The 24,859-nt window shown below is 60.7% G+C and carries 24 protein-coding genes and 1 tRNA gene; 20 read left to right on the top strand and 5 right to left on the bottom strand.

Annotated features, from left to right (window positions below):
• Positions 1-295: 295 nt before the first annotated feature.
• The 16 genes from AB4Z24_RS03295 (at position 296) to AB4Z24_RS03220 (ending at position 14,083) form a co-directional block, all read left to right on the top strand.
• Positions 296-853: a F0F1 ATP synthase subunit delta gene (locus tag AB4Z24_RS03295; protein ID WP_441705955.1), complete on the top strand. Its 558-nt coding sequence runs from the start codon at positions 296-298 to the stop codon at positions 851-853.
• Positions 854-961: 108 nt separating this feature from the next.
• The gene (gene atpA, locus AB4Z24_RS03290; protein ID WP_441705953.1) at positions 962-2,491 is read left to right on the top strand and encodes a F0F1 ATP synthase subunit alpha; all 1,530 of its coding nucleotides are present in this window, start codon (positions 962-964) and stop codon (positions 2,489-2,491) included.
• Between the two features lie 25 nt (positions 2,492-2,516).
• Complete coding sequence (locus tag AB4Z24_RS03285) at positions 2,517-3,398, top strand: F0F1 ATP synthase subunit gamma (RefSeq protein ID WP_441705952.1); 882 nt, start codon at positions 2,517-2,519, stop codon at positions 3,396-3,398.
• Between the two features lie 15 nt (positions 3,399-3,413).
• On the top strand, positions 3,414-3,818 hold the full coding sequence (locus AB4Z24_RS03280) for an organic hydroperoxide resistance protein (protein WP_290993279.1): 405 nt from the start codon (positions 3,414-3,416) through the stop codon (positions 3,816-3,818).
• A 22-nt stretch (positions 3,819-3,840) separates the two neighbouring features.
• A complete protein-coding gene (gene atpD / locus AB4Z24_RS03275) occupies positions 3,841-5,274 on the top strand; it encodes a F0F1 ATP synthase subunit beta (RefSeq protein ID WP_441705950.1) in 1,434 nt (477 codons plus the stop codon).
• A gap of 62 nt (positions 5,275-5,336) precedes the next feature.
• Positions 5,337-5,609: a hypothetical protein gene (locus AB4Z24_RS03270; RefSeq protein ID WP_290993275.1), complete on the top strand. Its 273-nt coding sequence runs from the start codon at positions 5,337-5,339 to the stop codon at positions 5,607-5,609.
• A gap of 35 nt (positions 5,610-5,644) precedes the next feature.
• Positions 5,645-6,043: a F0F1 ATP synthase subunit epsilon gene (locus tag AB4Z24_RS03265; protein ID WP_441705948.1), complete on the top strand. Its 399-nt coding sequence runs from the start codon at positions 5,645-5,647 to the stop codon at positions 6,041-6,043.
• Positions 6,044-6,284: 241 nt separating this feature from the next.
• Positions 6,285-6,533, top strand: coding sequence for a hypothetical protein (locus tag AB4Z24_RS03260; RefSeq protein WP_441705946.1), 249 nt, complete (start codon positions 6,285-6,287; stop codon positions 6,531-6,533).
• A gap of 311 nt (positions 6,534-6,844) precedes the next feature.
• Positions 6,845-7,993 (top strand): ubiquinol oxidase subunit II, encoded by a 1,149-nt coding sequence (cyoA, locus tag AB4Z24_RS03255; RefSeq protein WP_441705944.1) that lies wholly within the window; start codon positions 6,845-6,847, stop codon positions 7,991-7,993.
• An 18-nt stretch (positions 7,994-8,011) separates the two neighbouring features.
• On the top strand, positions 8,012-10,018 hold the full coding sequence (gene cyoB, locus AB4Z24_RS03250) for a cytochrome o ubiquinol oxidase subunit I (RefSeq protein ID WP_441705943.1): 2,007 nt from the start codon (positions 8,012-8,014) through the stop codon (positions 10,016-10,018).
• 3 nt (positions 10,019-10,021) lie between these two features.
• Positions 10,022-10,666: a cytochrome o ubiquinol oxidase subunit III gene (cyoC, locus tag AB4Z24_RS03245; RefSeq protein WP_441705941.1), complete on the top strand. Its 645-nt coding sequence runs from the start codon at positions 10,022-10,024 to the stop codon at positions 10,664-10,666.
• Positions 10,663-11,052 carry a cytochrome o ubiquinol oxidase subunit IV gene (cyoD, locus tag AB4Z24_RS03240; protein ID WP_441705939.1) on the top strand — a complete coding sequence of 130 codons (390 nt, stop codon included), beginning with the start codon at positions 10,663-10,665 and terminating at the stop codon, positions 11,050-11,052. The genes cyoC and cyoD overlap by 4 nt, the downstream gene beginning before the upstream one ends.
• A gap of 89 nt (positions 11,053-11,141) precedes the next feature.
• Positions 11,142-11,870, top strand: a complete 729-nt coding sequence (locus tag AB4Z24_RS03235; RefSeq protein ID WP_441706067.1) for an SURF1 family protein — start codon at positions 11,142-11,144, stop codon at positions 11,868-11,870.
• A 47-nt stretch (positions 11,871-11,917) separates the two neighbouring features.
• A complete protein-coding gene (locus tag AB4Z24_RS03230) occupies positions 11,918-13,264 on the top strand; it encodes an ATP-binding protein (RefSeq protein WP_441705937.1) in 1,347 nt (448 codons plus the stop codon).
• On the top strand, positions 13,254-13,787 hold the full coding sequence (locus tag AB4Z24_RS03225) for a response regulator transcription factor (protein ID WP_441705936.1): 534 nt from the start codon (positions 13,254-13,256) through the stop codon (positions 13,785-13,787). The genes AB4Z24_RS03230 and AB4Z24_RS03225 overlap by 11 nt, the downstream gene beginning before the upstream one ends.
• A 113-nt stretch (positions 13,788-13,900) precedes the next feature.
• Positions 13,901-14,083 (top strand): hypothetical protein, encoded by a 183-nt coding sequence (locus tag AB4Z24_RS03220; RefSeq protein WP_441705934.1) that lies wholly within the window; start codon positions 13,901-13,903, stop codon positions 14,081-14,083.
• Positions 14,084-14,178: 95 nt separating this feature from the next.
• On the opposite strand, the gene AB4Z24_RS03215 is transcribed toward AB4Z24_RS03220, so the two are convergent.
• Both AB4Z24_RS03215 and AB4Z24_RS03210 read right to left on the bottom strand, forming a co-directional pair.
• Positions 14,179-15,537 (bottom strand): GTP pyrophosphokinase, encoded by a 1,359-nt coding sequence (locus tag AB4Z24_RS03215; RefSeq protein WP_441705933.1) that lies wholly within the window; start codon positions 15,535-15,537, stop codon positions 14,179-14,181.
• Positions 15,538-16,047: 510 nt separating this feature from the next.
• Positions 16,048-16,124 (bottom strand) — tRNA-His (locus tag AB4Z24_RS03210).
• A gap of 305 nt (positions 16,125-16,429) precedes the next feature.
• Here AB4Z24_RS03210 and AB4Z24_RS03205 point away from each other — a divergent pair.
• From AB4Z24_RS03205 to AB4Z24_RS03195, 3 genes are all read left to right on the top strand, one after another.
• Positions 16,430-16,624, top strand: coding sequence for a hypothetical protein (locus AB4Z24_RS03205; RefSeq protein ID WP_290993251.1), 195 nt, complete (start codon positions 16,430-16,432; stop codon positions 16,622-16,624).
• 189 nt (positions 16,625-16,813) lie between these two features.
• Positions 16,814-18,022 carry a sensor histidine kinase gene (locus AB4Z24_RS03200; protein ID WP_441705930.1) on the top strand — a complete coding sequence of 403 codons (1,209 nt, stop codon included), beginning with the start codon at positions 16,814-16,816 and terminating at the stop codon, positions 18,020-18,022.
• Between the two features lie 302 nt (positions 18,023-18,324).
• Positions 18,325-18,846, top strand: a complete 522-nt coding sequence (locus AB4Z24_RS03195) for a hypothetical protein (RefSeq protein ID WP_441705928.1) — start codon at positions 18,325-18,327, stop codon at positions 18,844-18,846.
• 18 nt (positions 18,847-18,864) lie between these two features.
• Here the strand turns inward: AB4Z24_RS03195 and glpD are convergent, their stop codons facing one another.
• The 3 genes from glpD to AB4Z24_RS03180 form a co-directional block, all read right to left on the bottom strand.
• The gene (gene glpD, locus AB4Z24_RS03190; RefSeq protein WP_441705927.1) at positions 18,865-20,364 is read right to left on the bottom strand and encodes a glycerol-3-phosphate dehydrogenase; all 1,500 of its coding nucleotides are present in this window, start codon (positions 20,362-20,364) and stop codon (positions 18,865-18,867) included.
• Positions 20,365-20,551: 187 nt separating this feature from the next.
• The gene (locus tag AB4Z24_RS03185) at positions 20,552-22,483 is read right to left on the bottom strand and encodes a sodium:solute symporter family transporter (RefSeq protein WP_441705925.1); all 1,932 of its coding nucleotides are present in this window, start codon (positions 22,481-22,483) and stop codon (positions 20,552-20,554) included.
• A gap of 443 nt (positions 22,484-22,926) precedes the next feature.
• Positions 22,927-23,448, bottom strand: coding sequence for a copper chaperone PCu(A)C (locus AB4Z24_RS03180; protein WP_441705923.1), 522 nt, complete (start codon positions 23,446-23,448; stop codon positions 22,927-22,929).
• Between the two features lie 170 nt (positions 23,449-23,618).
• Between AB4Z24_RS03180 and coaBC the strand changes: the two genes are divergently transcribed.
• On the top strand, positions 23,619-24,857 hold the full coding sequence (gene coaBC / locus AB4Z24_RS03175) for a bifunctional phosphopantothenoylcysteine decarboxylase/phosphopantothenate--cysteine ligase CoaBC (RefSeq protein ID WP_441705921.1): 1,239 nt from the start codon (positions 23,619-23,621) through the stop codon (positions 24,855-24,857).
• Positions 24,858-24,859 lie beyond the last annotated feature (2 nt).

The raw sequence follows: 24,859 nt of genomic DNA, 5'->3' as shown, positions 1-24,859 counted from the left end.
TTGAACGACCCCAAAAATTCCGCTTTGGACCCGGCGAGAGCGGCGGGCGACAAGCGGCCCAAACGCCCGGATTTTGGCCCTCCACAGCCCTGTTATGCGGCAACGCGCCCTCTTGGCGCACGGTTGAAGCGTTTGGGAGTGCATGTTAAGGACAGCCCGGCTTTGAAGGGGGGCGGCTGGTGGGTCCCGGCCCCGTGCGCTCTTTTTTGTCAAAAGCCTTTCCTTGGAGCGGGCGGAATTCCGGGCTTTTCGTGCCCTGCCCTCTATGCGCTTAAGGCGCGACGGTGAGAGCGACGTGGCGACGAACGACACAATCGTTGAAGGAGTGGCTGGGCGCTACGCGTCGGCCCTGTTCGATCTTGCGAACGAAGGCTCCAAGACTGCTGAAATTGAGAGCGACCTCATAAAGTTCCAGGGGCTGTTGGACGAAAGCCCCGATCTCGTGCGCCTCGTGCGCAGCCCGGTCGTCGCTGCTGACGACCAGAGCCGGGCCATCGGCGCCATTCTCGACAAGGCCGGCATCGGCGGCCTCATCGCCAACTTCATCAAGCTCGTGACGGCCAACCGCCGTCTGTTCGTCATTCAAGACATCATCAAGGCCTACCGCGCACTCGCTGCGAAGTCTCGTGGCGAGATCAGCGCCGAAGTGACGAGTGCGTTCGCTCTCGACGATAGCCAGGTCGCCTCGTTGAAGGAGACGCTGAAGGCTTCGGTCGGCAAGGACGTGACGCTGCATACGCGCGTCGATCCGAGCATTCTCGGCGGCCTGATCGTCAAGGTCGGCAGCCGCATGATCGATTCGTCGCTCAAAACCAAGCTTCAGAACCTGAAGCTGGCGTTGAGCGGAGCCTGAGCCCAAGCGAGCGCTGAACGGTGCGAGCGGGCGACCGCGAACTAAGAAATTTGGAACAAGGGGCCGGTCCAGGCTCCGTCAATGGAAACGACCAGGGAAGAGGTCTCAATGGAAATCCGGGCCGCAGAAATTTCTTCGATCCTCAAGGATCAGATCAAAAACTTCGGCAAGGACGCCGAGGTCTCCGAGATCGGCACCGTGCTGTCGGTCGGTGACGGCATTGCGCGCGTCTACGGCCTCGACAATGTCCAGGCCGGTGAAATGGTCGAATTCCCCGGCGGCATTCGCGGCATGGCGCTGAACCTCGAAGCCGACAACGTCGGCGTCGTTATTTTCGGCGACGACCGCACGATCAAGGAAGGCGACACGGTCAAGCGTACCGGCGCTATCGTTGAAGTTCCGGTCGGCAAGGGTCTTCTCGGCCGCGTGGTCGACGGTCTCGGCAACCCTATCGACGGCAAGGGCCCGATCAAATCTGACAAGTTCATGCGCGTCGACGTCAAGGCGCCCGGCATTCTGCCCCGCAAATCGGTTCACGAACCGATGGCGACGGGCCTCAAGGCCATCGACTCGCTGATCCCGATCGGCCGCGGCCAGCGCGAACTCGTCATCGGCGACCGTCAGACCGGCAAGACCGCCGTCATTCTCGACACCTTCCTCAACCAGAAGCCGCTCAACCAGGGCAACGACGAAAGCGCCAAGCTTTATTGCGTTTACGTCGCCGTCGGCCAGAAGCGCTCGACCGTCGCCCAGTTCGTCAAGGTTCTCGAAGAGCGCGGCGCTCTCGAATATTCGATCGTCGTCGCTGCGACCGCGTCCGATCCGGCGCCGATGCAGTACCTCGCGCCGTTCACCGGCTGCACGATGGGCGAATACTTCCGCGACAACGGCATGCATGCCGTTATCGCTTATGACGATCTTTCGAAGCAGGCCGTCGCTTATCGCCAGATGTCGCTGCTGCTTCGCCGTCCGCCGGGCCGCGAAGCCTATCCGGGCGACGTTTTCTATCTCCACTCTCGTCTTCTCGAGCGCGCCGCCAAGCTCGGCGATAAGGCCGGCAACGGCTCGCTGACGGCTCTGCCGGTCATCGAAACGCAGGCGAACGACGTGTCGGCCTACATTCCGACGAACGTCATCTCGATCACCGACGGACAGATCTTCCTTGAGTCGGATCTCTTCTATCAGGGCATCCGTCCGGCCGTGAACGTCGGCCTTTCGGTTTCGCGCGTCGGATCGTCGGCGCAGACGAAGGCGATGAAGCAGGTCGCCGGTAAGATCAAGGGCGAGCTCGCGCAGTATCGCGAAATGGCGGCCTTCGCGCAGTTCGGTTCGGATCTCGATGCTGCCACGCAGCGCCTGCTCGCACGCGGCGCCCGCCTGACCGAGCTTCTGAAGCAGCCGCAGTTCTCGCCGCTCAAGATGGAAGAGCAGGTTGCGGTGATCTTCGCCGGTACGCGCGGCTACCTCGACAGCATTCCGGTCTCGGCCGTCGGCAAGTTCGAGCAGGGCGTTCTCGCCGGCCTCCGATCGGAGAAGACGATCCTCGAGACGGTCGCCAAGGAGAAGGCGCTGTCGGCCGACACCGAAAAGAAGCTGGTCGAGTTCCTCGACAAGTTTGCCAAGGGTTTTGCAGCTTAATCGGGTTCCTTGAGGAGAACGCCCGATGGCGAGCTTAAAAGACATGCGCAACCGCATCGCCTCGGTGAAGGCGACGCGGAAGATCACGAAGGCGATGCAGATGGTCGCCGCGGCGAAGCTGCGCCGCGCGCAGGAAGCCGCGACGGCTGCTCGTCCGTATGCCGAGCGAATGGCATCGGTGCTTGGCAGCCTCGCTTCGAAGGTTGCTGACAAGAACGGGGCTTCGCCGTTACTCGTCGGCACCGGCAAAGACCAGGTTCACCTGCTGATCGTCATGACGGCGGAACGCGGTCTCTGCGGCGGCTTCAACTCGAACATCGCGAAGCTCGCGCGTGCGGATGCCAACCGCCTTATCGCCGCCGGTAAGACGGTGAAGATCCTGACGGTCGGCCGCAAAGGCGCCGATAACCTCAAGCGCGATCTTGGCCGGAACATCGTCGAGCGGAAAGACTTCCAGGGCGTCAGGCAGCTGACGTTCGCGCATGCGGAAGGTCTTGCCAATCGCGTCCTCGAGATGTTCGAGGCGGGCGAATTCGACATCGCGACGCTCTATTTCTCCGAATTCAAATCGGTCATCGCGCAGAAGCCGACAGGCTTGCAGCTCATTCCGGCAACCGTTTCCGAAACGGCTGGCGAGAGCAAGGGCGCGGGAGCGGTTCACGAATACGAGCCGAGCGAGGAAGAGGTTTTGGGCTTCCTGCTTTCGCGCAATATCTCAACGCAGATTTTCCGCGGCCTTCTCGAGAACTCGGCTTCGTTCTACGGCTCGCAGATGACGGCGATGGACAACGCCACGCGCAACGCTGGTGACATGATCAACAAGCTGACGATCAAGTACAACCGTCAGCGTCAGGCGAACATCACGAAGGAACTGATCGAGATCATTTCGGGCGCGGAAGCGCTCTGATCCGGAGGTTGGCGCATGGCTTATGTAACGCGTGCAACGACGAAGGGCGGCCGGGATGGCCGCGCCGTTCTCGAAGAGGGCAAGCTTGCCCTCGCGATGGCGCTGCCCAAGGACCTCGGCGGTTCCGGCGAGGGACATAACCCCGAGCAGCTGTTCGCGCTCGGCTGGTCGTCGTGCTTCGGTCAGGCCGTGCTACTTCTCGCCAAGAAGCATGGTCTCGACGGGCAGGCCGCGAAGGTCACGTGCGAAGTGGAACTCGACAAGGATGCGACGAGCTTCGCTCTCAAAGCGCATCTCACGCTTTCAATACCTGGCGCCGACAAGGACAAACTCAAGGCGCTGATCGAAGAAGCCCATCAAATCTGTCCCTATTCCAAGGCGACGCGCAACAACATCCCGGTGACGCTGTCGGTCGCCTGATCAATTCCGTTGGAGAAGAAAAATGGCTAAAAACGTAGGGAAGATTCACCAGGTGACGGGTGCCGTCGTTGACGTGCACTTCGCAGACCAGCTGCCGGAAATTCTGAGCGCGCTCGAGACGACGAACAACGGCAACCGCCTCGTTCTCGAAGTCGCGCAGCACTTGGGCGAGAACACGGTGCGCACGATCGCCATGGACTCGACCGAAGGCCTCGTCCGCGGACAGGAAGTTATCGACACCGGCGCGCCGATCTCGGTCCCGGTTGGCGACGAGACGCTCGGGCGCATTATGAACGTCATCGGCGAGCCGGTTGACGAAGCAGGCCCTATCAAGTCCAATTCGGTCCGCGCCATTCACCAGCCGGCTCCGACGTTCGACGATCAGGCAACGGAAGCGCAGATCCTTGTCACCGGCATCAAGGTCGTCGATCTTCTCGCGCCTTATGCGAAGGGCGGCAAGATCGGTCTCTTCGGCGGCGCCGGCGTCGGCAAGACGGTTTTGATCATGGAATTGATCAACAACATCGCCAAGGTTCACGGCGGCTACTCGGTGTTCGCAGGCGTTGGTGAGCGTACGCGCGAAGGCAACGACCTCTATCACGAAATGATCGAGTCGAACGTCAACAAGGACCCGAAGAAGAACAACGGCTCTGCCGAAGGTTCGAAGTGCGCACTCGTTTATGGGCAGATGAACGAGCCGCCGGGTGCCCGCGCTCGCGTCGCTCTCTCCGGTCTGACGGTTGCGGAGCACTTCCGCGACCAGGGCCAGGACGTGCTGTTCTTCGTCGACAACATCTTCCGCTTCACGCAGGCGGGTTCGGAAGTGTCGGCGCTCCTGGGGCGTATTCCTTCGGCCGTCGGATACCAGCCGACGCTCGCGACCGATATGGGCGCTCTCCAGGAGCGCATCACCACGACGCAGAAGGGTTCGATCACCTCGGTTCAGGCCATTTACGTTCCGGCCGACGACTTGACCGACCCGGCGCCTGCGGCCTCGTTCGCTCACCTTGATGCGACGACCGTTCTTTCGCGTTCGATCGCTGAAAAGGGCATCTATCCGGCCGTCGACCCGCTCGACTCGACCTCGCGCATGCTCGACCCGCGCATTGTCGGTGAGGAGCACTATCAGGTCGCTCGCCGCGTTCAGTCGATCCTGCAGAAGTACAAGTCGCTACAGGACATCATCGCCATCCTCGGCATGGACGAACTGAGCGAAGAAGACAAGCTGACGGTTGCCCGCGCCCGTAAGATCGAGCGTTTCATGTCGCAGCCGTTCTCGGTCGCGGAAGTGTTCACCGGCTCGCCCGGCAAGCAGGTTCCGCTCGCGGATACGATCAAGGCGTTCAAGGGTCTCTGTGACGGCGAGTACGATCACCTGCCGGAGCCGGCATTCTACATGGTCGGATCGATCGACGAAGCGATCGCAAAGGCCGAGAAGCTCGCGGAAGCGGCGTAACATAGGCCAAGCGGTTTCGCGCGGGACACCCGCGCGAACGCGCCGCCAGGAGAGATAAGTTCATGGCGGAAGCCGGAAAAGCATTCGGAAGTTGCTGCGAGGAGCTGAAAGAGGCTCTCGAAGGCGGCGACTTTGATCCACTGATCACGGTCGGTCCGGACGAGGTCATCTACATGACCGTCGGTCTCGTCGACCTCGAGGAAGACGAGCCGGGTCTCGTTGACCATCCGTTGTTCTTCTGCCCGTTTTGCGGCACCAAGCTGCAGACGCCGGAAGAAGTCAGGGCCAAGGCCGGCGCCGATGGCGACGGTGAAGATCAACCGCCTCAGGTCTGAGAAGCGCGAAAGCGTTCGAAGGGTGACGAAGTAAAATGGCAGGCACATTCAGATTTGAACTCGTCTCGCCCGAGCGGGTGTTGCTTTCGGTCGATGCCGATCAGGTTGTCGTTCCGGGTGCAGAGGGCGATTTCGCGGTTCTCGCGGGACACGCGCCGGTCATCTCGACCCTCCGTCCGGGGGTGCTCGACGTGACGGCGGGAAGCGTGCGCAAGCGTTTGTTCGTCAAGTCGGGCTTCGCGGAAGTCGATCCGTCCCGGCTGACGATCCTCGCCGAGCGGGCTTACGACGTCGAGGAGCTTACGGCGGCATCGCTTGCTGAGGAGCTCAAGACGGCGGAAGCGGAACTTGCCGCTGCGAAAGACGATGCGGCACGGCGGATGGCCGACACACTCGTCGGCGAACTCCGGCGGTTGTCGGCGAAGGCGGCCTAACGGGGGTTTGATCCTCCGCTCGCGACAGTCGACTTTTCCGTTTTGGCGCGCCCGGCATCAACACCGGGCGCGCTTTTGCATTTTGGGTCGTTCTGAACGCCGGGTTTTCTATGAGGCGGCAGGCGCGCCGGGGCGGCGGGGCCGTACGTGCGCTGTTCTCCGCGGCACCCTGAGATGCGTTTCCGACATGCAACCGTGACCGGTCTTCACCGGTTCATTGAGGTTAGAGGAGTATGCTTCCATGTCAGAAATCGACAACAAGCTGGCCGCTTCCGAAAAGCACATCGCCGAGATGGAGCGCCAGGCGAATGCTTTGAGGGATACGGCGAAATTTCGTCCGTCGGCTGTAAGCGACGAAGACGTCGAACTCGCTGAACGCTTGCTTGCGGCCTGGAAGACGTTGCGTTCGTCGGTCGCGAAGCACCCTGATTTTAGCGAGCGGGCCCGTGAAGCCGCTTTGCGAAAAGGCACCGGCCGCACGGGCTATTAGATCTGGTCTATGTCAGCACTCTGACGAGATGTTTTCGAGTCATACTTTTTTAGGGCAAATTTCAGTTAGCCCAGGAACGAGACAGCTGAATGAGACAGTTGGCACGTGCGGGCTAGCCGCGGTTTTGAACCAAGTGTTCGACGCGACAAAAATCTCAATGAAGCGGGTATAATTTTCTCCTCGAATTCGGGTTTTAGACCGCGCTTATCGCTGCGGCCAGTTGGCGTTGGGCAAATTGTCCAATGTCGCTCGATGCGCCACGCGTTTTACGGAGTGACCGAGGAAGCTCTGTCGATGGGACGCGGATCGCCTTGAAGCCATATCGAATTTTCGCCTTGTTACCGCTCCTCGCTTTGCTGGGCGGCTGCAACGCTATTGTGTTGAACCCCGCCGGCGACGTTGCCATGCAGCAGCGCGATCTGGTCATCATTTCGACCGTGCTGATGCTGCTGATCATCATCCCGGTCATGGCACTGACGGTCTTTTTTGCTTGGCGATATCGCTCGTCGAACACGTCGGCGCATTACGATCCCGATTGGGATCACTCGACTCACCTTGAGCTCGTTATTTGGGCAGCTCCGCTCCTCATCATCATTTGCCTTGGCGCCATCACATGGATGGCGACGCATCTGCTTGATCCCTTCCGCCCGATCGAGCGCACCGCTCCGGGCCAGACCGTGGCGCGCGAAACGAAGCCGCTAAAGGTTGATGTCGTCGCGCTCGATTGGAAGTGGCTCTTCATCTATCCCGATTACGGTATCGCGACCGTGAACCAGATGGCAGCGCCAGTCGGCCAGCCGATCCATTTCCGCATCTCCGCATCGTCGGTGATGAACGCTTTCTACGTTCCGGCGCTTGCGGGCATGATCTACGCGATGCCTGGAATGCAGACGCAGCTTCACGCCGTGATCAACAAGCCGGGTGACTTCAAGGGATTCTCCGCGAACTACAGCGGCGACGGCTTCTCGAAGATGCGCTTCGACTTCCTTGCCAAGAACGACGCCGATTTCGGAAAGTGGGTGTCGGACATCAAGGCGGCCGGCGGCAATCTCGGACGCACAGAATACCTCGAACTCGAACGGCCGAGCGAAGGCGTCCCCGTCAAAAAGTTTGCGAACGTCGATCCGAGCCTTTTCCACCTGATCGTGAACCTCTGCGTTCAGCCCGGCAAGATGTGCATGCATGAGATGGCGGCTATCGACGCCAAGGGCGGCCTCGGCCTTGCCGGCGCGGATCTCGTTCAGCGCATTGAATATGACAAATCGGCCCGACGCGGTTCGGCGCCGGTCCTCGCCAAGGCCTATGTCGCGAGCGTTTGCACCACAAACGCGCCGATGGGCATGGAGATGACAGAGGTCCAGCAGCCGACGCCGGTAAGTTCAACGCCCCTCCAGGGTGCGGGCCTGCCGCGTCCCGGCACGACGTTCCAATCCTTTGCACCGCGGCCGTCCAACTCCTGACCGGGACGAATTCAAAAGATGTTTGATAACCCTGAACTCATGAAGGCCATCTTCGGGCGGCTGACGCTTGATGCGCTGCCGTTTCATGAGCCAATCCTCGTCGCAACATTCGCCGCTGTCGTGATCGGCGGCGTGGCCGTTGTCGGCGCCATCACCTATTTCAAGCTGTGGGGCTATCTCTGGCACGAGTGGTTCACGAGCGTCGATCACAAGCGTATCGGCGTCATGTACATCATTCTCGCGCTCGTGATGTTGCTTCGCGGCTTTGCTGATGCGGTCATGATGCGCGCGCAGCAGGCCATGGCCTTCAACGGCTCGGAAGGCTATCTGCCGGCCCACCATTTCGATCAGATCTTCACCGCGCACGGCGTGATCATGATCTTCTTCGTGGCGATGCCGCTCGTCACGGGATTGATGAACTTCGTCGTGCCGCTGCAGATCGGCGCGCGCGACGTCGCATTCCCGTTCCTCAATAACTTCAGCTTCTGGATGACCGTCATGGGCGCAGTGCTCGTGATGGCGTCGCTGTTCGTCGGCGAGTTCGCGCGCACCGGCTGGCTTGCCTATCCGCCGCTCTCGAACCTAGCCTATAGTCCGGATGTCGGTGTCGACTATTACATATGGTCGTTACAGGTGGCCGGCGTCGGGACACTCTTATCCGGCGTGAACCTCATCGCGACGATCGTGAAGATGCGCGCGCCGGGCATGACGCTGATGAAGATGCCTGTCTTCACCTGGACGGCGCTCTGCACCAACATCCTCATCGTCGCCGCGTTCCCGGTTCTGACGGGCGTCCTCGCGCTTCTCTCGCTCGACCGTTATGCGGGCACGAACTTCTTCACGAACGACTTCGGCGGCAACGCCATGATGTACGTGAACCTCATCTGGATCTGGGGCCACCCGGAAGTTTACATCCTCATCCTACCGGCGTTCGGCGTGTTCTCTGAGGTTGTTTCGACGTTCAGCGGCAAGCGGCTCTTCGGCTATACGTCGATGGTCTACGCCACGGTTGTCATCACCATCCTGTCGTATCTCGTCTGGCTGCACCACTTCTTCACGATGGGTTCCGGCGCGAGCGTCAACTCGTTCTTCGGCATCACGACGATGATCATCTCGATCCCGACGGGCGCGAAGATCTTCAACTGGCTGTTCACGATGTACCGCGGGCGGATCCGCTTTGAAGTTCCGATGTTGTGGACGGTCGCGTTCATGCTGACGTTCGTCGTCGGCGGCATGACGGGCGTACTCCTCGCGGTGCCACCGGCCGACTTCGTTCTTCACAACAGCCTGTTCCTGATTGCGCACTTCCATAACGTCATCATCGGCGGCGTGGTGTTCGGCATGTTCGCCGGTATCACCTACTGGTTCCCGAAGGCGTTCGGCTTCAAGCTCGATCCGTTCTGGGGCAAGATGTCGTTCTGGTTCTGGGCCATCGGCTTCTGGTTCGCCTTCGTGCCGCTTTACGTTCTTGGCTTGATGGGCGTCACCCGCAGGCTGCGCGTGTTCGACGATCCGTCGCTGCAAATCTGGTTCATCATCGCGGCCTTTGGCGCCGTCTTGATCGCGATCGGTATCGGCTGCTTCCTGGTCCAGATTGCCGTCAGCATCAAGAACCGCGACAAGCTTCGCGACGTGACGGGCGATCCGTGGAATGGCCGCACGCTCGAGTGGTCGACGTCGTCGCCGCCGCCTGCCTACAACTTCGCTTTCACTCCGGTGATCCACGACAACGATGCGTGGTGGGATATGAAGAAGCGCGGGTATCAGCGTCCGCTCGAAGGCTTTAAGCCCATCCACATGCCGAGCAACACGGGTGCGGGCATCATTCTCGCTGGCCTCAGTGCCATCGTAGCATTCGCCTTGATCTGGCACATCTGGTGGCTGGTTATCGTTGGGTTCGTCGCGCTTATCGGAACTGCGATCGGTCACACGTTCAACTACCATCGCAGCTTCCATATTCCGCGTGAGCAAGTCGTTGAAACCGAGCGTGAACGCACGCAGCTCCTTCAGACCGTACGGGCATAATCGATGACGACGACAACAGCAGCGAGCGCCAGTCTCACTCAGGCGAAAGAGACTCCGGTCTTCTACGTCGCCGACGAGCACGACCACCCCGAAGGCTCGAGCACCATGCTCGGCTTTTGGCTCTACCTGATGAGCGACTGTCTCATCTTCGCGGTCCTCTTCGCGACTTACGGCGTTCTCGGCGGCAGCTTTGCCGCCGGGCCTTCGCCGAAGGAACTTTTCGATCTGCCGCTCGTCGCGGTGAACACGTCGATGCTGCTGCTTTCGTCGATCACCTATGGTTTCGCGGTGCTCGAGATGCAGAAGAAGAACGTCAATGCGATGCTGTTGTGGCTCGTGGTGACGGGCCTTTTCGGCGCCGCGTTCCTCGGCATCGAGCTCTACGAGTTCGCGCATATGATTCACGAGGGAGCGACACCTCAGCGTAGCGCGTTCCTGTCGTCGTTCTTCACGCTTGTCGGTACGCACGGCCTGCACGTCACCTTCGGCATCATCTGGATGATTACGCTCATCACCCAGGTTTGGAGGTTCGGCCTGATCGAAGCCAACAAGCGGCGGCTTCTGTGCCTCAGCATGTTCTGGCACTTTCTCGACGTCGTCTGGATCGGCGTCTTCACCTTCGTCTATTTGATGGGAGTGCTCCGATGAGCACGCACGGCGCACACGAACACGGATCTCACGATGCGCATGGGCATCATGAGAGCGGGCATCCCGAGTCGACCCTTCGCGGCTATCTGATCGGCTTCGGCCTATCGGTCGTGCTGACGGCCATTCCCTTCTGGCTCGTCATGACGGGCAAGCTCGGCAGCAACGAAGCGACGACGGTCGCGATCCTAACGCTGGCCGCGGTGCAGATCGTCGTGCACATGATCTACTTCCTGCACATGTCGCCGAGCTCGGAAGGCGGCTGGACGATGCTGGCGCTGATCTTCACCGTCGTCATGGTGGTGATCACGCTCGCAGGCTCGCTGTGGGTCATGTACCACATGAATACGAACATGATGCCGGGCATGGATCCGAGCAAGCTGCCGTGACATCCGACGCCCAGGGGCTCGGGGGGTTGAACGATCGAAAGGCGGACGATGGGCGCACGAAGCGTCCGCGTTCCGCCTTTTCTCTCGTCGTGCTGGCCTGTTTAGGACTCGCAGGCTTCATAGGTCTTCTTTCGCTCGGCGTCTGGCAGATCGAGCGGCGCGCGTGGAAACTCGATCTCATCGAGCGCGTCGAGCAGCGCGTTCATGCGGCTCCTCAAGCGGCGCCTGGTCCAGCCGGCTGGCCGTCCATCGCCGCGAAGAGCGACGAATACCGGCGCGTCACGGCGACCGGACATTTCCGCAACGATCGCGAAACGCTCGTCACCGCCGTGACGAATGACGGCAGCGGCTACTGGGTGGTGACGCCGCTCGAGACGACGGACGGCTTCACGGTTCTCGTCAATCGTGGCTTCGTACCACCGAACAAGCGGGATCCGGTGTCGCGCGCCGCGGGGCAGACCGACGGTGAGGTGTCCGTGACGGGGCTTCTCCGCCTTACGGAGCCGAAGGGGGCGTTTCTCAGGAGCAACGATCCCGTTGCCGGCCGCTGGTTTTCCCGCGACGTGCAGGCGATTGCGGAGGCGCGCAACCTTACGAACGTCGCGCCCTATTTCATCGATGCCGATGCAACACCGAACCCGGGTGGATTGCCGATCGGCGGACTGACGGTGGTCGCCTTTCATAACAACCATCTCGTCTACGCGTTGACTTGGTTCACGCTGGCGTTGATGCTCGCCGTGGCCGCGATCCGGGTTGGGCGCGAGGAAGTTGGGCTTCGCGGGGCATCGAAGGCGTCCGGCAAAACCGCCCTTCACTGACCGATGGGTCTTGGCTGCCGCCGGAACGACATAGGACCTTGTCCGTCATGCTGAGCCGCACTGAGACAGTCGCAGACCTCCAAAAGGCGGACAGTCTGGACGTTCCCGGCGTTCAGCTCTCCGGCGATCCCGCCGGCACCAAGAACTTGCTGCTCCTGATCCAGCTCCGCTGGATCGCCGTCGCCGGACAGATCGCGACCATCGTTATCGTCGAATTCGTTCTCGGCGTTGGCCTGCCGCTTTTGCCGATGGCTATCGTCATCGCGGCCCTGGTGGCGCTCAATCTCGGCAGCCTCGCATGGCTGAAGGCCGGACGCGAAGTGCGCGACGTGGTTCTCCTCGGCGCTTTGCTGTTCGATGTCGCGGCACTGACGGCGCAGCTCTATTTCAGCGGCGGCGCGACGAACCCCTTCACGTTTCTCTATCTCCTGCAGGTGACGCTCGCCGCCGTGCTGCTCGACAGGCGCGCGACGGGGACCATCGTCGCGGCGACGTGCCTCTGCTTCGCGGTCCTCACCTTCGATTACCGGCCGCTCGAATTGCCCGAAGCCTTCGGCGATCTCTTCAAGCTGCACATCATCGGTATGCTCGTCTGCTTTGCGCTCGTGGCGATCTTGCTGTTCGTGTTCGTGACGCGCATCACGCGCAATCTTCGCGAACGCGATGCGCGTCTCGCAGCGTTGAAGCAGCGCGCGGCCGAGGAAGATCACATCGTCCGCATGGGTCTTCTCGCGTCGGGCGCGGCGCATGAGCTTGGGACACCGCTCGCATCGCTCTCCGTCATTCTCGGCGACTGGAAGCGCGTGCCGGCGATCGCTTCCGATCCCGGACTGCTGGAAGAGGTCGAAGAGATGCAGGCCGCGGTGAAGCGCTGTAAATCGATCCTCACCGGTGTCCTGTTGTCGGCGGGCGACCCGCGCGGAGAAGAGCCGCGGGTGACGACAGTCAATACGTTCGTCGACGAGCTGGTCGAGGAATGGCGCGCGGCGCGCTCGCCCTCGTCGCTCGAATTCACCAATGCGTTCGGTACGGATCTTCCGATCGTCTCGGATTCGACGTTGAAGCAGGTCGTCTTCAACGTGCTCGACAACGCCTACGATTCCTCGCCCGCGTGGGTCGGCGTCTACGTCGCGCGCGAGGGCGATACGATCATCATCCGCGTTTCGGATCGAGGACCGGGCTTCCGCCCGCAGATGCTGGAGCAGTTCGGCAAGCCGTATCAATCGAGCAAGGGGAAGCCGGGCGGCGGGCTTGGGCTTTTTCTCGTCGTGAATGTCGTACGAAAGCTTGGGGGCAGCGTTTCGGCCGCCAATCAATCTCTGGGCGGCGCATCCGTGACGCTGAAGCTGCCGCTTGCTGCCTTGGCATTGGGAGCACGTTCGCATGGACACTAAACGCACGCTCGTGATCGTCGAAGACGATGCCGCCTTCGCGACCACGCTGAAGCGCTCATTCGAGCGGCGCGATTACGTTGTCGACGTTGCGCCGGGGCGCGACGCCTTGAGTGCTATCCTGAGGGCGCGGACGCCCGGCTACGCGGTCGTCGATCTGAAGCTCAACGGCGAATCTGGTCTCACGTGTGTTGAGGCTTTGCACGCGCACGATCCGTCCACGGTGATCGTCGTGCTGACGGGCTTTGCGAGCATCGCGACGGCGGTGGAAGCGATCAAGCTCGGCGCGCGGCATTACCTCGTAAAGCCGTCGAGTTCTGACGATATCGAAGAGGCGTTCGGCAAGGCCGAGGGCGACAGCGGCATCGCGCTCACCGAGCGGCCGACGTCGATCAAGACGCTCGAATGGGAGCACATTCACCAGACGCTGGTGGACACCGATTTCAACATCTCGAAGGCCGCGCGGCGGCTCGGGATGCACCGGCGGACGCTTGCAAGGAAGTTGGAGAAGCGGCAGGTGAAGTAGAAATGGGAAGAGTCAATTAACCAGCACCTTACGGAAATCCGGCGCGGTTGTTGTATTTCTTGCGCATTCGGAAATGCTGACTTCCCAGATAATTTGGGTCTTCAGGTGTTTCCATGAATGTTCAATCAAAGGGTTTGATTGCCCGGGTTGCCGCTATAGTCGCCGGGGCTCTCGTCTACCTCATTCTCATCTACCGATATGGTGTCGACTGGTATTGGGCCTTCGCGCTCGGAGCCCTGGTACTGGTCGTGCTGCAGATCCTGCTGCTCCGTATGGCCAGCTCGGATGGACGGTAGGCCCCGTTTACAGTTCTCAGGACGGTTCCAAAAAGGATATCGATTGCGCCTCCTACGGGCCTTCTCGAAAGAGCGATCAAAGCAATTCGGTCTGATCAAAGAAGGGGATCGTAGCTACCTATTTTTATTCCTGCGCTCTCAAGTTCTTCAAATGTTTTGGCGGTCCGTACTTGGAACCACCCATGCTTTGACCACGGATGACGCACAGCGTACAGCTGACCTATACCAGCCGCCACAACTAGAAAAAATCTGTAGAGTTGCCCCTGCCTATTTCCATAAACGATGCGACTGATTTTATCGTCGTCATAACCTGCTATGCATTCTCGAACTTGATCTAGAGTCGAAAAGCCAAGGGCGCGTAGCTCTCTCGCCGCGAAATCGTAGGAAACGCTTGAGATCCGATCGTCTCGTCCAATCGTTTTATCCAAAAATTGCTTGAGTGCATCCGGTGTGATTTCCACATCGCTCAACTCGCCCTCGTCGATCTGCGCGCGAGCCGTTTGGCGAATTCTGTCATCCTCGTCTTGAACAGCTTGAAACTCTCGGTCGGCAAGCTCCAGCATACCAGCAAGTGCAGTGAACCTTCTACGAATAGACGCTGGAATTACCGATGCAGACTTGTACTGAATGTCGTGTTCAATCTCAGCCCATGCATGCTGAAGAACAGTACGAACCTGAACTTCAGCAGTTGTTCCCTTGAATTTTTGATATTCCGGCAGCGCGAGTCGAGATTTGTTGAGGCGCACAAGATAGTGCACGCTACTATAGCCAAACCTTTCCTCTGCATGGAGCATTGCTGTTTTGTCAGTCTTTTCGATTACATCAAATTCTTCCGCGAGGAGTTCGCCGACCAGTTCAAGAGTGTTAGGAAAAAAAGTGATAATCCGTACTCCAGTCAAATCCGTGATTTGCTGCATTGGCGAATCGTACTTCGGCTTGGTCGGATTTGAGTCGGACGGCTGCGCTGCTTTTCGGCCAAAGCTCTCCGGGTCTTTCTCCCGCGCTTCGACTGAGCTCACTTTGATCCCACGCCGTAGTAATGCCTCCTCAACAATTCGCTTGATGACCGAGGCATGTTCTTTGAAGAAGAATCGCTTTTCCAAGTATGCCGCGACGGCGGCCTGCTTATGCGTATTGAAATCAAACTGTCCTTCGTCTTCGTCCATCGACCCTTCCTGGCATGGGCAATCACATGAAATGAATTGATTCTTGCAACACGGGCATCTCTCAACGTCGCAACCAAAGGCATGAAACTGACCCTTGGCAGCTGCGCAGTCGTGACAAGGTTGGCGATCGGCACCCCAATCATCGTCCTCATCCCCGTACCGAATCCGAGAATAATTCAACCCTTTTATCTTATATACTTTTGTCAGTTGGGCATCGGCCAGCTTTTCCGGCCAGCCTTTCATCACGGGTACACCGTTGAGAAGGACCGTTTCCTTATCTTTCGGCATCGATCGCACCGCTAAGCGTGTTTGCTAGAATTTCTATTAGCAAGATTCGAGGATGCAGAACAAAAAAGGGGTACCATTGCTGGTACCCCTCGGGGATCTTGTGGTCTGTAGAGACGTCCAAAAATAGCCGATTCGTCAGCGTAGGTTGCATTCGGGAATCTCGGAATTTCTGTGAGAAAACTTGACGGGGTAATTCCTGAGGCCATTGAGGCCCCGTCCCGCCCCTTTGCCCGTACACCCCAGGTACCCCTCAGGGATGGCCAACGAACGACGTTTGTTGTTGGGCTATCCAGTCTGATTCACACGCCGTGTCTGCATGGCTAGCGATATCGCATTTCGCCTGACATGATTAGTTGGTGAAGCGTGAGCCAGCCCTCTTGCAGGCGAATGCAGGCGAGCAAGCACCATTGTGTGTCTCGGAGACGTTCCCGGTTGGTATCAATCTGGTATCAAATCGGAATCACTGGGGTGAGTGAACCCAGAAAGAACCGCACAAATCATTGAATTGATTGGTACCGCCTCCCAGAGTTGAACCGGGGACCTCTAGATCCACAATCTAGCGCTCTAACCAACTGAGCTAAGGCGGCACGCCAAAAAGGCCTGGGATGATTTTAGTGCGATCAGGCGGGGTGTTGCACGTGCAAATCACCGCGTCGTCGCGCTTTGAATTAATCCCGATTGCCGGGCGCTCCTCGGGGAGCGCACGCGACGCGTGGTTCCAACACAGCGGGAGCCAGGGGTCAAGAGCGACGTATGGTTCCCGCCTTGAGTTTACCCGTTTTTGGGCGTCCTTCACATCGTACACGCAACGCAGGGAACCCTTGCGGTGCGGTGGAGTTCACTGGCCTAGCGGGAGGCCCACCAACCTGTTTCCGGGGGGATACAGACATCCATGACGCTATGTCCATATAGCTCGGACGAGCTTAAAGACCTGCATCGGCTGCTCAAGAGCATCATCGACGAAGCCCATGCGCGGGCGCTCAATATTGCCGACGACGATATTATCGAGAAGTTGTTCGATTTGGCCGATCACGGCGAGCGCGATCCGGAAAAGCTGCGCGCGGCCGTTCTCAGCAAGGCCGCCTAGGCGTGGCCTAACTCCGGCACTACCCGAGATTGTAGTGCGGGATATCGCCCCGGCGTAGTGCTCGAACTGGGCTCTGCGCCGTCGCCGAAGACAGTGGAAAATCACGCGTTTCCCGTTCTGAGGGCTCGCAAATCACGTAGATCATCGTGATGCGTTGCGAATGAGCCTTTGGAACGGGCGCTCTTGACCATGGCGGTCCCCGCTAAACCCGCAATGCCGAGCCGGCGCGATGATCTGGCGGCGCGGGATGTCGCGCCAGCCTCGCAAGCCGGCAAAGCGCAGGCCGTCGTCACCATCGATCCGGAAGCGGCTGAAATTGTCGCTGCGACCGCGTCCGGCGCTGCTGCGCTCGGGCTGTTTCCCTACGCGTCATTTCCGATCGCCATCGATCCCAAAACACCGGCGCTGGCGCGGCTGCGTCAGATCGCGGCCGAGAGCGATTTCCGGAAAGGCGGCCTCGAGACGCTGGCTTTCTGGAGCAATGGCCTGTTGAAGCGTTTGCAATGCCGCGTCGCGAAGCAGGGCAAGAAGGGCTCGAAGGTTCTGCTGCTGTACATCGACGAGGGCGATGGGCCATCCGCGACGCCGCCATCCGACGCTGGTGGTCTCAATCCGGTCTATGCCGCCATAGGCGCCGAGATCGAGGCGCTGGAAGCGGCGAACGTCTCGGAAGCGAACGCCGCCGCACCCAAGCCGATCCTGGTTCTGGATGCCGATCATCTCGCGAAGCTCGCGCATGAACTCAAGACGCCGCTGACGGCCATTGCCGCTGCCGCCGAGATCATGCGTGACGAGCGATTGGGCGAGATGAAAAACGAACGGTATCGGAACTACGCGGCCGACATTCACGAAAGCGCGACGCACGCGCTCGACGTCATCACGGCGTTGCTTTCGGACGGCGCACGGACGACGAGCGTTCCGGTCGCGCGGCTCATCGCACTCGATCTCAATGCGATCGTCGAACGCACGGTGTCGAGTGTGCAGGCGCTGGCGCAATCGTGCGGATTGAACCTCACGTTCGAGAGCAACGGGCCGCGTCCGCATGTCGTCGCCAATCCGACGGCGCTGCGGCAAATCCTGCTGAACCTCCTTACGAATGCGATCAAATTCACGCCGCGGGGCGGCGATGTCCGCGTCGCGACGGGGCATGTCGGCGATGGCCGCGTCTTTCTCGTCGTCAGTGACACGGGCCGCGGCATGAGCGGCACGCGTTCGCCTTCCTACAAGGCTTCCGCCGCAGAGTTGCAGCCTCCTTGGGCTCACAGCACCGGCATCGGCCTGCCTCTCGTCGAACGGCTCGTTCGCGATATGGGCGCGGAGTTCGAGATCGAAAGCGGGGCTGAAGGCGGGACCGCTTGCCTGATCATTTTCGGCGACTTCACACGCCGGTTCGAGTGACCGGCCGGGCCCTCCTGTTGCCGCGGATAGCTAGTTGAAAATTATAAAAATTCTAATGTGAGCGCCGCTGCTTACAAACGGTTGACCGGGCGACCGTCCTCGCGCTAGCTCAAGTCAGGCCGTCATCGCGACGTCCGCGCCATTCGCTTGGCGCCAACCGATACCGGGGCCTTGAACCCTGATTATTGGAGTCGAAATGATTCTTTCTCTGAGCGCGCTTGTCAGCGCCAATATCTCCTTCGCCCATAGGCTGTTCAGCTCATACGCCGCAAGCGCGTGCGTCCCGGCGGAGGTTTGCAGCCATGGCTAATTCGGCATCGAACACCGTTGGACAAGTTGCCCGCTCGGCCAAGGTCGTGCCGCTCCCGGCGCGCGCGCCGGAGCGACTGGTCGGCGTCGGCTTCCGGTGCTGGCTTGCGGGCTTATCGACCGGCGATATCAAGTGCTGGGAAGATGCCTGGAACACGTTCTCAGGCATGCTCGGTCCTGAGAAGGCCAAGACGCTGCTGCTCGATCTTTCGAAGTTCGTTCGCGCGGTTAAAGCGAACGCGCAGCGCGATATCGAAATCTCGCCGGCCGGCTGCCGCAGCTTCTGCCGCGACGAGTGTCTGGCGATCTCGATCATCGCCGCGTGCCAGCATGGCGAGCGGCAAGCGTTGAAGGCCTCGGTCTCGGCGTTGATTGGCTCGGAAGATATCGGCGACACGCTGAACGGTGCGCTGGCGCTCGCGGCAGCTCTTCGCAGCACCAATCAGATGCTGTGCGCGGATTCGGTTTGCCCCGCGACGTGTGCGCTTCGCGCTTCGCGCCGGCGCATGATGTAAGAGCCTCTTTGGCTTTCGTCAGGATTTGTCGAGACAGGCTTGGATTCGATCGGCGGCGCGTTCGCTGTCGTTCGAAGAGAGATGCAGGCCTGTCTTGGTCCGCCGCCAGAGTACGTCGGCTGCCGTTTCTGCCCATTCTTCCGTTTTGAGATAGGCGACTTCGCGCGCGGTCAGTCCACCGGCGAAGTTTTCGCCCAGATCCTCTTCTGATCGTGCGCCGTCGATGATCTTCGATGATCGCGTGCCGTGGCGGCTGGCGAGTTGGCGAAGAAAATCGGGTTCGAACTGCTCGTTATCGCGTGTGAAGTCGTCGAGCCACGTGTCGAACGTCCGGCCGTCGAGATCGCCGCCCGGCAGCGGCGTCGTCCGCGTGCGTCCCTCCTGCATTTGCGGAAAATGCGGTTTCAACATTTTCAACGCGGCTTCGGCGAGCTTGCGGTAGGTCGTGATCTTTCCGCCGATGACGTGAAGGATCGGCGGCGTGGCAGTCGTATCGAGCTCGAGGCGGTAATCGCGGCTCACGGCAGACGCTGTTTCGCTGCCGTCCTCATCGAGCGGACGGACACCGGCGAAACTCCAGACGATGTCCCGATGTGTCAGAGGACTTCGAAAAAAGCGATTGGCGACTTCGAGCAGGTACGCCTCTTCGTCGTGCGAGGGAACGGCGCTTCGAGGATCGCCAGCGAACGCTTCCTCCGTCGTTCCGATCATCGTGAACGTTTCTTCGAACGGCAATGCAAAGACGATGCGGCCGTCGCGATTTTGAAACGTGTACGCGTCATCAGCGCCCGCAATGCGCGGCACCACAACGTGACTGCCTTTGACGAGCCGCACCGCCGGGAGCCGCGCCGGCCCTGAGCGGGTCGCGAGCCTTGCCACGTTTGCGACCCACGGTCCCGCAGCGTTGACGACGGCACGAGCGGTGATGCGGCGACCCGCGTTTCCAAGTGTTGCTGTCCAAACGCCGTCTTCGATCTTCAATGCGGTGACGGGAGTTCGGGTTTCGATGCGGGCACCGGCTTCGCGCGCGGCGATCGCATTCAGAACGACGAGCCGGGAATCGTCGACGGCGCAGTCCCAATAGGTGAAACCGCGTGCTAAGTCAGAGATCAGAGGTGCTCCGGCCGGATCGCGCTGCAAATCGATCGTGCGCGAGGCGCCGAGCGATTTCCGGTACGCGAGATGGTCGTAGAGAAATAATCCCGCACGCATCATCAGCTCGCTGCGCATTCCTGGAGCCTCCGGTAGGACGAAGCGCAGCGGACGGATGATGTGCGGTGCCTTCGCAAGAAGGACTTCGCGTTCGGCGAGGGCTTCGCGAACGAGGCGGAATTCAAAGTGTTCGAGGTATCTCAGACCGCCGTGGATCAGCTTCGAGCTTGCCGATGACGTCGCGCCGGCGAGGTCATCCGCCTCGGCGAGGAAGACGGTCAGTCCACGCATCGCCGCATCCGCTGCGATGCCGGCGCCGTTGATGCCGCCGCCGATCACGAGGAGATCGTAAATCACGTCCGCCATGGGTTGGTACCGCCATGCGTTGTTGCGGCCGCAGAACGTCAGCCTGCGTGCAACTCTAGGCGACTCGCTTCCGCGCGCGAAGGATCTAGAGCGTTTCCGCTTTTCTTTGAATCGCGAAAACGCTCTAGCCTTTTGTTTTGACGCAATTCCGGACGCAAAACCGCTGCGCACTTTTGCTGGAATTGCTCTAGGCGGGCGCCTTTTCTTTCTTTTTTCCGGGCCGGATCAGCAGGCTGATCAAGAGCCCGGCTACGAAGCTCGCGGGCACCGCCACGAGCGTGATGGCTGCAGGCTTCAGGCCGCCCCAGTTCGCGATGGCCGTGACGTGCTTGACGAGCGCGGCGCGGGCGAGCGCTGCGCTTTCGGGTGTCGTTGCGGCGGCGAGCGCGGCTTGGAGCTCAGCGAAGCGCTTTGCGGCCATCGGCGGGGCATCCGAGAGACCGCCCGTGATGCTGAACAGTTCGACCGGCCAGAGGTGCACGCCGAGCAGATAAAGAGCGGTGATCAACGTTCCGACGAGCATCGCGGCGATGGCGCCCGCAGCGTTCATGTGGCGCCAGTGCAGGCCAAGCACGAGCGAGGGGAAAATGCCTGCGGCCAGCAATGCGAAGCCTTCCGCCGCGAGAAGTCCGGTTCCTATCGCCGAAGAGAGCGCCAGCACGGCCGCCGCGGCGAGCAGAAGGCCGGCGATCGCGACGGAACGGAAATCAAGTCCCGGGGCGCGTTCGTCGCGTTTCGTTCGGATCTCGCTGTCGGCGACGACGATGCTGGACATGAGCGCATTGCCGACGAGCACCGATGCCAGGATGACGCCGAGCAAGAGTGGATATTCGAGCTTCGGATTGAGGCCCGAGATCATCGGCGCTGCGACGACGAAGCCGTCGGTCGTGAAGGCGAGATCCTGGAGACGCAGGAAGCCGCGTTGCCCGGAGGCTTTGGTGCAGGCGGCGGCGAGATCGGCCGTCGCGGGGGACGTTTGATCGCAAACCTTCACCCAGCCGAGCGCGCTCGCCTCGGCGAAGGATTGCGGAATGGCTGCGATTTCTATGCCTTTCGACATCGTTTCTTCGAAGCCGATGCGACTGTAGAGGGCGAGCGGCGGCAGGCTGGCGATGAGGATCGCAACGCCGACGAGCGCCAACGCCGTGCGCTTCACTGCGCCGCCCGGTGCGACCGCCGATTGCGATACGTGCCGTCCGAGAAGATGCGGAGCCGCGACCACGCCGAGTGCTACGGCGAGCAAGAGACCGGCAAAATTCCGCATCGACAGCTGCAGGAAGGGCGACGTCATCGGCGTCAACGATTTCACGTCCGATAATCGATTGACGACGAGCGCCTGATTGAGGTTGGCGTGACTTTCGAGTGCGGAGCCCAGCGAGAGGTGCGGTATCGGCGAGCCGTTCGAAAACAGGGCGAGCGCGATCAATGTCGCGAGCAATCCGGTGAAGACAATGATAAAGCCGACGCCGCCGCTCATTTTTGCGGGGGCGAGAAATGTTCCTGCGAGCCACGTTGCAGCGATGGCGAGCGCGAGACCGAGAATCGCCTGGTGCAGGGGAACTCCGACGAGGCTCTGCAACGCGAGTGAACCGGCTCTCAAATCGGCGGCGAGGAGCAGAATTGTCGCCGACAAAGCGATGAGGAACGCGAAGCGACGCGTCAGGCTTCCGCCGTAGCGGATCGCGAAAAATCCGCTGATCGATTGCACGGGATAGAGAACGAAGCGCGGCGCTACGAGGATGGCGAGCAGGGCGACGCCGGCAACGAGGCCGAGCGGCAGCGCCAGTCCGTCATAGCCCATCGCCGCGATATAACCTGTGAAGCCGAGAAGCGCGACGGCGCCGACGATCTCGCCAGCGAATATGAGGGCAGGGCGAATACCTTCGCGCACCGGCGCGCCGCCGGCTCTCCAAGCATAGACGGCGACCAACGCAACGAGGCCGATGATTGCGCCCTGCGCGGCGATCCAGAAACCGAGGGGAAAACCGCCGAAGCGGAAGACATTGAGAGTCAGAGCCGACAGCGGCAGCGCGATCGACAGGATCAGCCAAATCAGCAAGCTCGCCAGCAGCAGGCGACCTGAAGGCCGGCTGGCGCCAGCAATATCCCCCAAACCCATCTTCACCCTCTCTGCGTCCCCGACACAGGACCCAAAGCGCGCTATTGGCGTCAGAAAGGCGTTCCGATCAAGGCAAGCGCGCGAATACCGCCGAGGCGCGGTTTCACGGCCGTCGAATGGGGCTCGCCGATCGTCATGTGGGTGAAATCTTAGGGGCGGGCGCGGTCCGGTCTGGGCGTTGCGGTCTGGGGCCTTGCGGTGACGTCCAAAACTGCAATGGGGTGGCTCGCATTACCGAACCACCCCAGTAGTATCGTCCCTAGACTTGGACCTTATTCGTTTTTTTTATCTCGCGACCGGTCCCGGCCATCGCAAGTGGCGGCACCATGTACCAAACAATCTTCTGCGTCAAGTCACCGCGCGACATAAATAATTTTCATTTTCAGGATGCCTGAAAGATGATCATTCGCGGGCGTCAGCGGAGCTGCATCGTGACGTCATTTTCAGTCGTGTGACATGTGGTGGTGCATTTCGCCCATCGAATCATCAACCGGCTGCTTGTCGAACCCATGGGGGCCCTTGGCGCCAGGCGGCTCGACCGTTCCTTCAACCTCGATGGGTCCGGCCTTGGCGAAGGTCAGCGTGAGCTTCACTAGGTCGCCTTCCTTCAGCGGCTGCTTCAAGTCGAACAGCATCACGTGATTGGCCATCGGCTTCAGAACGACGGATTCCCCGGGCTTCAGGTCGATGCCGTCGAGGCGGCGCATCTTCATGACATCGCCCTCCATCGTCATCGCGTGAATTTCCGCGCGCCCGGCGACAGGGGACGAGATGCCGACCAGCCGGTCGGAGGTGTCTTTGTCCGTTTTGATCTCGGCGAAGGCCGACCCGACTTTCGCGCCTTCCGGCGTCGCGCGCGCCCAGGGATGTGCAACCGTAACGCCTTTGACGGTCACCTCGTGGGCGTCCGCCAGGACAGGCGCAAGCGTGGCCAGCACGGCAAGTGCCGGAATTATAAGACGCATGGCAAATTCCTTCAGAGAGAGATTGCAAGGGCGCATATAGGCCAAATCCCGGGAAATGGCATGGGGCGAAGGGCCGAAATTTGCCGTCTCCGCCTCGGCTTAACCTCAGGCTTCCGGGAATGTGCTAAAAAGCGCGGGCGTCAATCCGAGCCAAAACGGGACTTAACGATTTGTCATCGCCCAAGCGTATCCTTCTCATCATCGGCGGCGGCATTGCGGCCTATAAGTGCCTGGAGCTGATCCGGCGGCTCAAGGAGCGCGGGCACGGCGTCCGGGCGGTCATGACCAAGGCGGCCCACCATTTCGTGACACCGCTTTCCGTCGGCGCGCTAACCAACGAACGGGTGCTGACGAACCTCTTCGATCTCGATGACGAGCGCGAGATCGGACACATCAGGCTGGCGCGCGAGAACGATCTGATCGTGGTCGCGCCGGCGACGGCCGATTTCATCGCGAAAATGGCAGGAGGGCACGCCGACGATCTCGCGACCGCCGTTCTGCTCGCGACCGACAAGCCCGTCCTTCTCGCACCGGCCATGAATCCCGCGATGTGGCGGCATCCGGCGACGCGGCGAAACGTTGCGCAGCTCGAAGCCGACGGCGTCCGGATCATTGGGCCTGCGGCGGGTGAGATGGCGGAGCGCGGTGAAGCTGGGCTCGGGCGCCTCGTCGAAGTCCCAGATCTGGTCGCGGCCGTTGAGGACGTATTTGAGCGAAAGACCCAGCGGGACGGCGGTGTTCTCGAGGGCCGGCATGTCCTCATAACGAGCGGGCCGACGCACGAACCTATCGATCCGATCCGCTATCTCGCGAATCGCTCTTCGGGCAAGCAGGGTTTTGAACTCGCAGCTGCAGCGGCCGATCTCGGCGCACGCGTGACGCTCGTCACCGGCCCGGTTTCGCTTGCCGAACCCCGCGGCGTCGACATCATCCGCGTTAAGACGGCAGAGGAAATGCTGGAGGCGGTGAAGGCGGCTCTTCCGGCCGATATTGCCGTCTTCGCTGCGGCTGTCGCCGACTGGCGCGTCGAGACTATTCAGACCGAGAAGATCAAGAAGTCCGAGAAGGCGCGGGCCCCGACGCTAAAGCTCACGGAAAATCCGGACATTCTGAAAGTCGTGGCGCGGCCAGGGCCCGAGCGGCCTCGTCTCGTTATTGGTTTCGCGGCTGAAACGCAGAATGTTATCGACTATGCCAAGTCGAAACTGAAATCCAAGAACGCCGACTGGATCGTTGCCAACGACGTCTCGCCCTCGACGGGTGTGATGGGCGGCGAGAACAACACCGTCCACCTCATCACCGCGAGCGGCGTGGAAAGCTGGCCTGAGATGAGCAAGGTGAAGGTCGCCAGGAAAATCATGGAGCGTGCCGCAGAGCAGCTCCACGCAAAGAGGACTGCCGCGGAATGAAG

The organism is Hyphomicrobium sp. 2TAF46 (assembly GCF_052114865.1).
Classification (GTDB): Bacteria; Pseudomonadota; Alphaproteobacteria; order Rhizobiales; family Hyphomicrobiaceae; genus Hyphomicrobium_B.
Note: the sequence above shows the minus strand (reverse complement) of the source record. Positions and strands in the feature narration are given on the sequence as shown.

Bases quoted from the DNA above. Each gene is read 5' to 3' on its own strand.
- AB4Z24_RS03215 (WP_441705933.1), bottom strand. From the start codon at position 15,537: ATGCCGAAAGATAAGGAAACGGTCCTTCTCAACGGTGTACCCGTGATG.
- AB4Z24_RS03180 (WP_441705923.1), bottom strand. From the start codon at position 23,448: ATGCGTCTTATAATTCCGGCACTTGCCGTGCTGGCCACGCTTGCGCCT.
- AB4Z24_RS03225 (WP_441705936.1), top strand. From the start codon at position 13,254: ATGGACACTAAACGCACGCTCGTGATCGTCGAAGACGATGCCGCCTTC.
- AB4Z24_RS03270 (WP_290993275.1), top strand. From the start codon at position 5,337: ATGGCGGAAGCCGGAAAAGCATTCGGAAGTTGCTGCGAGGAGCTGAAA.
- AB4Z24_RS03195 (WP_441705928.1), top strand. From the start codon at position 18,325: ATGGCTAATTCGGCATCGAACACCGTTGGACAAGTTGCCCGCTCGGCC.
- cyoC (WP_441705941.1), top strand. From the start codon at position 10,022: ATGACGACGACAACAGCAGCGAGCGCCAGTCTCACTCAGGCGAAAGAG.
- glpD (WP_441705927.1), bottom strand. From the start codon at position 20,364: ATGGCGGACGTGATTTACGATCTCCTCGTGATCGGCGGCGGCATCAAC.
- AB4Z24_RS03220 (WP_441705934.1), top strand. From the start codon at position 13,901: ATGAATGTTCAATCAAAGGGTTTGATTGCCCGGGTTGCCGCTATAGTC.
- AB4Z24_RS03260 (WP_441705946.1), top strand. From the start codon at position 6,285: ATGTCAGAAATCGACAACAAGCTGGCCGCTTCCGAAAAGCACATCGCC.
- AB4Z24_RS03285 (WP_441705952.1), top strand. From the start codon at position 2,517: ATGGCGAGCTTAAAAGACATGCGCAACCGCATCGCCTCGGTGAAGGCG.
- AB4Z24_RS03230 (WP_441705937.1), top strand. From the start codon at position 11,918: ATGCTGAGCCGCACTGAGACAGTCGCAGACCTCCAAAAGGCGGACAGT.
- cyoD (WP_441705939.1), top strand. From the start codon at position 10,663: ATGAGCACGCACGGCGCACACGAACACGGATCTCACGATGCGCATGGG.
- AB4Z24_RS03205 (WP_290993251.1), top strand. From the start codon at position 16,430: ATGACGCTATGTCCATATAGCTCGGACGAGCTTAAAGACCTGCATCGG.
- AB4Z24_RS03200 (WP_441705930.1), top strand. From the start codon at position 16,814: ATGGCGGTCCCCGCTAAACCCGCAATGCCGAGCCGGCGCGATGATCTG.
- AB4Z24_RS03185 (WP_441705925.1), bottom strand. From the start codon at position 22,483: ATGGGTTTGGGGGATATTGCTGGCGCCAGCCGGCCTTCAGGTCGCCTG.
- AB4Z24_RS03265 (WP_441705948.1), top strand. From the start codon at position 5,645: ATGGCAGGCACATTCAGATTTGAACTCGTCTCGCCCGAGCGGGTGTTG.
- atpA (WP_441705953.1), top strand. From the start codon at position 962: ATGGAAATCCGGGCCGCAGAAATTTCTTCGATCCTCAAGGATCAGATC.
- atpD (WP_441705950.1), top strand. From the start codon at position 3,841: ATGGCTAAAAACGTAGGGAAGATTCACCAGGTGACGGGTGCCGTCGTT.
- cyoB (WP_441705943.1), top strand. From the start codon at position 8,012: ATGTTTGATAACCCTGAACTCATGAAGGCCATCTTCGGGCGGCTGACG.
- AB4Z24_RS03280 (WP_290993279.1), top strand. From the start codon at position 3,414: ATGGCTTATGTAACGCGTGCAACGACGAAGGGCGGCCGGGATGGCCGC.